Source organism: Mesorhizobium sp. M4B.F.Ca.ET.089.01.1.1, assembly GCF_004022605.1.
GTDB classification, from domain to species: Bacteria; Pseudomonadota; Alphaproteobacteria; order Rhizobiales; family Rhizobiaceae; genus Mesorhizobium; species Mesorhizobium abyssinicae.
In genome coordinates this window covers 1-3,532 of record NZ_RZOS01000523.1, presented here as the reverse complement: position 1 = coordinate 3,532, position 3,532 = coordinate 1, and the positions used below count along the sequence as shown (strand labels likewise).

The following is a 3,532-nucleotide window of genomic DNA, read 5'->3' as shown; positions in this document are numbered from 1 at the left end:
GACAGGTGCCGGGCTCGGCGGCGAACACCGCCTTGATCAGGTCCGCCGATTCCGGCAGGTCCTTGACGATGGTCTCGTCGGGACGCTGGCCGGTGCGGTCGATCGCGTCGATGGTGACGACCTTGAGCTTCAGCTTGGCGGCGGCGTCGGCGAGCGAACTGCCCGAAGCGCGCGTGTCCTCGTAACTGTCGTGCACGTCGAGCAGGATGCGGCTTGCCTCGCCGAGCGCCAGGTCCTTGCGGATCTGGTCGGAGACTTCGGCCAGCGGCTTCACCACCTCCGGCTTGATCTCGGTGACGCGCAGGAGCACCGGGCCGAAAGCGCCCTGGACGACGGGGCTGACCTCATTGGCGGCGAGCTTGAAGGCCGCTTCGGCCACCGCCTTGTCGGCGATCTTGTCCTTGGCAAGCGTGCCGAGCAGCGTGTCTGCCTGGGTCTTGCCCTCGGCGGTGACGAGCTTGTCGAAGGTCGCGCCCGCCTTCAGCGAATCGAACGCGGCCTTGGCTGCATCCGACGTCTTGAACACCAGCTGCTCGATGGTGCGCATCTCCGGCGTCGTGTAGCGCCCCTTGTTCTTGTTGTAGTCGTCGCTGATCTGCTGATCGGTCACCGCGGTCGGATCCATGATGTCCTGCGGCTCGAGCCTGACATAGGAGAACTTGCGGTATTCGGGCGCGGCGTAGGTCTTCTTGTTGGCATCGAAATAGGTCTGGAGCGCGCTGTCGGCCGGCGCCTCGATCGGTTCGACCAGCGTCTTCGGCAACGTCAGATAGTCGATGGTGCGGTCCTCGCCGCGATAGAGCGCGACCGCCTTGAGGAAGGTTTGCGGCGCCTTGAGGCCGTCCGAAACCGCCTCGACGATCTGCTGGCGCACCGCCACCTGGGAGCGGTTCTTCAGATAGTCTTCGGGCCGCATGCCGACCTGACGCAGCAGATATTCGAACGTCCTGCGGTCGAACTGGCCGCTCGGGCCCTTGAAGGCCGGGTCCTCGCGCGTCAGCTCGGCAAGCCGGTCCTTGGAGAGGCCGAGGCCGAGCTTGCGGGCCTGCTCGTCGAGCACGGCGCCCGAGACGAGCTGCGCCAGCACCTGGTTGTCGATGCCGAGCGCCTTCGCCTGCTCGTGCGTGATGCGCTGGCCGAACTGCTGCGACATGACGCTGATCTGGCGGTCATAGGCGAGGCGGTACTCGTTGATCGAAACTGTCGTGCCGCCGGCGGTGATCACGGAATGATGGCCGCCCAAAGTTCCTGACAGACGCCCCGAAATACCCCACACGGCAAAGCTGATCACCAGCAAGGACAGCAACGCCTTCGCGACCCAGGTGCCCGCCGCGTTTCTCAAGATACCAAGCATGCCTACTTCCGATTTTTGCGCATTTTGCGTGCGCCCGAGTCTGAAACAAGCGCAATAGCGCCCTTCCGGCCCACTGTCGATTGCTTTGTGGCCTGATTTTGATAGTGAGGGCGGAAGCCGAATATCGCCTGGAGAAAGCAAAGCTCATGACGCCTGGAATCCGCCCGCTCGTCGCCGGCAACTGGAAAATGAACGGCACCAGCGCCTCGCTCAATGAGCTGAGGATGATCGGCAACGGCTTCATGAGCGGGCTCGACGCCGAGACCGAGGCGCTGGTCTGCGTGCCCGCGACCCTGCTGTCGCACGCGGCCGAAATCCTGTCGCGCACCCCGGTCCGGGCCGGCGGCGAGGATTGCCATCCCAAGGAGAGCGGCGCCTATACCGGGCGCATTTCAGCCGAGATGCTGAAGGACGCCGGCGCCAGCCACGTCATTGTCGGCCATTCCGAATGCCGCGCCGACCTCAGCGAGGACGACGCCACCATTCACGCCAAGGCGTCCGCGGCGTGGCGGGCCGGGCTGGTGGCCATCATCTGCATCGGCGAGACAAGGGCTGAACGCGAGGCGGGCACGACGCTCGACGTGCTGTCGCGCCAGATCGCCGGGTCGGTGCCGACCAGCGCCACGGCGGCCAACACGGTCATTGCCTACGAACCTGTCTGGGCGATCGGCACCGGCCTGACGCCGACCGCTGACGATGTCGCCGATGCGCATGCGCATATCCGCGCCAAGCTGACGGAGCTGCTCGGCGGCGCGGCGGCGAAGATGCGTATCCTCTATGGTGGCTCGGTCAAGCCGTCCAACGCTGTCGAGCTGCTCGGCGTGGCCAATGTCGACGGTGCGCTGGTCGGCGGCGCCAGCCTGAAGGCGGCGGATTTTCTCGGTATCGCCGAGGCCTATCTGAATATCTCCTAGCCGCGGGGCCGACAGGCCGGCGCGGCCGAAATCGTTGCAAAGGCCGCATTGCTCCCCATATTCCGGCCACGGGCTTGGAAATGCCATCAAAGCATTGTAAGGAGCCGCCTCCAAATCACCGGTCGTATCCGCGGCCGCGCAAGGCCTTGCCAGGATAAATTATGGAAACCGTACTGATCGTCATTCACCTTATGGTCGTGCTCGCGCTCGTCGGCGTGGTGCTGCTGCAGCGCTCCGAGGGCGGCGGTCTCGGCATCGGTGGCGGTTCCGGTTTCATGACGGCGCGTGGCGCCGCCAATGCATTGACGCGGGCAACGGCGATCCTGGCCGCGGCCTTCTTCGCCACCTCGCTCACTCTGTCGCTCGTCGCGCGCTACGGCGAAAAGCCGATCGACATCCTCGATCGCGTCCCGGCGTCGTCCAGCAACGCCGGCAAGGGCGTGCTCGACCAGCTGCCGGGCAACGCGCCGGCCGGCGCCACCGCACCGGCCGCTCCGTCGACCTCGACGGCGCCGGCGGCACCCGCCAGCGGATCGGCGACGCCGCCCTCGTCGGGCAACGGCGCCGCGACGACGGCGCCTGCGCCTGCGCCGGCACCCGCGAATCCGGCCACGCCGCCGGCGGCCAATGGCGTCACCTTGCCGGTCACCCCGCAGGTTCCGAACCAGTAGCCGGACAAGCTTATCCGGCCGCGATCTGTTGTCGTTTGAACACAGTCGCGGCAAATGCCGCACATTCACGAAGATTCAACCGGGCGTAGGCCGACGGCCCGCTTGAGGCGGCTCGGCCAGATCGATTATACATTGCGCGCGGCACTTTCGGCGTCCTTGGGGGACGCCGGGCGACGCCGTGGCAACAAAGCATTACACGATCGGATCTTCGCCATGCAGCTTCGCAGCTTCATTTTCATGGGATTCCTTGCCGTGCTCGGCATGGGGTCCGCAGCCTTCGCCGGCACGCCGGCAAACATAGCCGCATCGCCGTCAGTCGAGATTACCAGCGCCATCAATGTCGCCGTCAAAAGCGACGCATCGCAGCTGAAGCTTCTCAAGAAGAAGAAGAACCCGACGCCAGCCGATCTCGCTCAGATCAGCAAGCTCGAGGACAAGATCGCGGCCGACAAGGAAGCCGCCAAGACCAAGGCGCTGGAAGCCCGCAAGCTGGCGATGCGCGACGCAGCCAAGGCCAAGGCGGACGCTGCCCGGCAGGAATGGCTGGCGAAGAAGGGCCAGTCGGCCGAGACGAAGGTGGCCGATGCCAAGAC

General features: G+C 65.7%; 3 protein-coding genes and 1 pseudogene. 3 read left to right on the top strand and 1 reads right to left on the bottom strand.

Annotation, left to right across the window (positions count from 1 at the left end; translation table 11 throughout):
- The coding region (locus tag EN780_RS29865) for a SurA N-terminal domain-containing protein (protein WP_128276086.1) at positions 1-1,354 on the bottom strand (1,354 nt) is incomplete at its 3' end.
- A 146-nt stretch (positions 1,355-1,500) separates the two neighbouring features.
- Between EN780_RS29865 and tpiA the strand changes: the two genes are divergently transcribed.
- From tpiA to EN780_RS29850, 3 genes and pseudogenes are all read left to right on the top strand, one after another.
- On the top strand, positions 1,501-2,268 hold the full coding sequence (gene tpiA, locus EN780_RS29860) for a triose-phosphate isomerase (protein WP_127284340.1): 768 nt from the start codon (positions 1,501-1,503) through the stop codon (positions 2,266-2,268).
- 161 nt (positions 2,269-2,429) lie between these two features.
- Complete coding sequence (secG, locus tag EN780_RS29855) at positions 2,430-2,939, top strand: preprotein translocase subunit SecG (protein WP_127393148.1); 510 nt, start codon at positions 2,430-2,432, stop codon at positions 2,937-2,939.
- A 213-nt stretch (positions 2,940-3,152) separates the two neighbouring features.
- A pseudogene (locus EN780_RS29850) lies at positions 3,153-3,532 on the top strand (L,D-transpeptidase); the annotation flags it as partial.

What these genes read in the sequence shown, in the direction of transcription:
- secG (WP_127393148.1), top strand. Translation starts at nt 2,430, where the DNA reads ATGGAAACCGTACTGATCGTCATTCACCTTATGGTCGTGCTCGCGCTC.
- tpiA (WP_127284340.1), top strand. Translation starts at nt 1,501, where the DNA reads ATGACGCCTGGAATCCGCCCGCTCGTCGCCGGCAACTGGAAAATGAAC.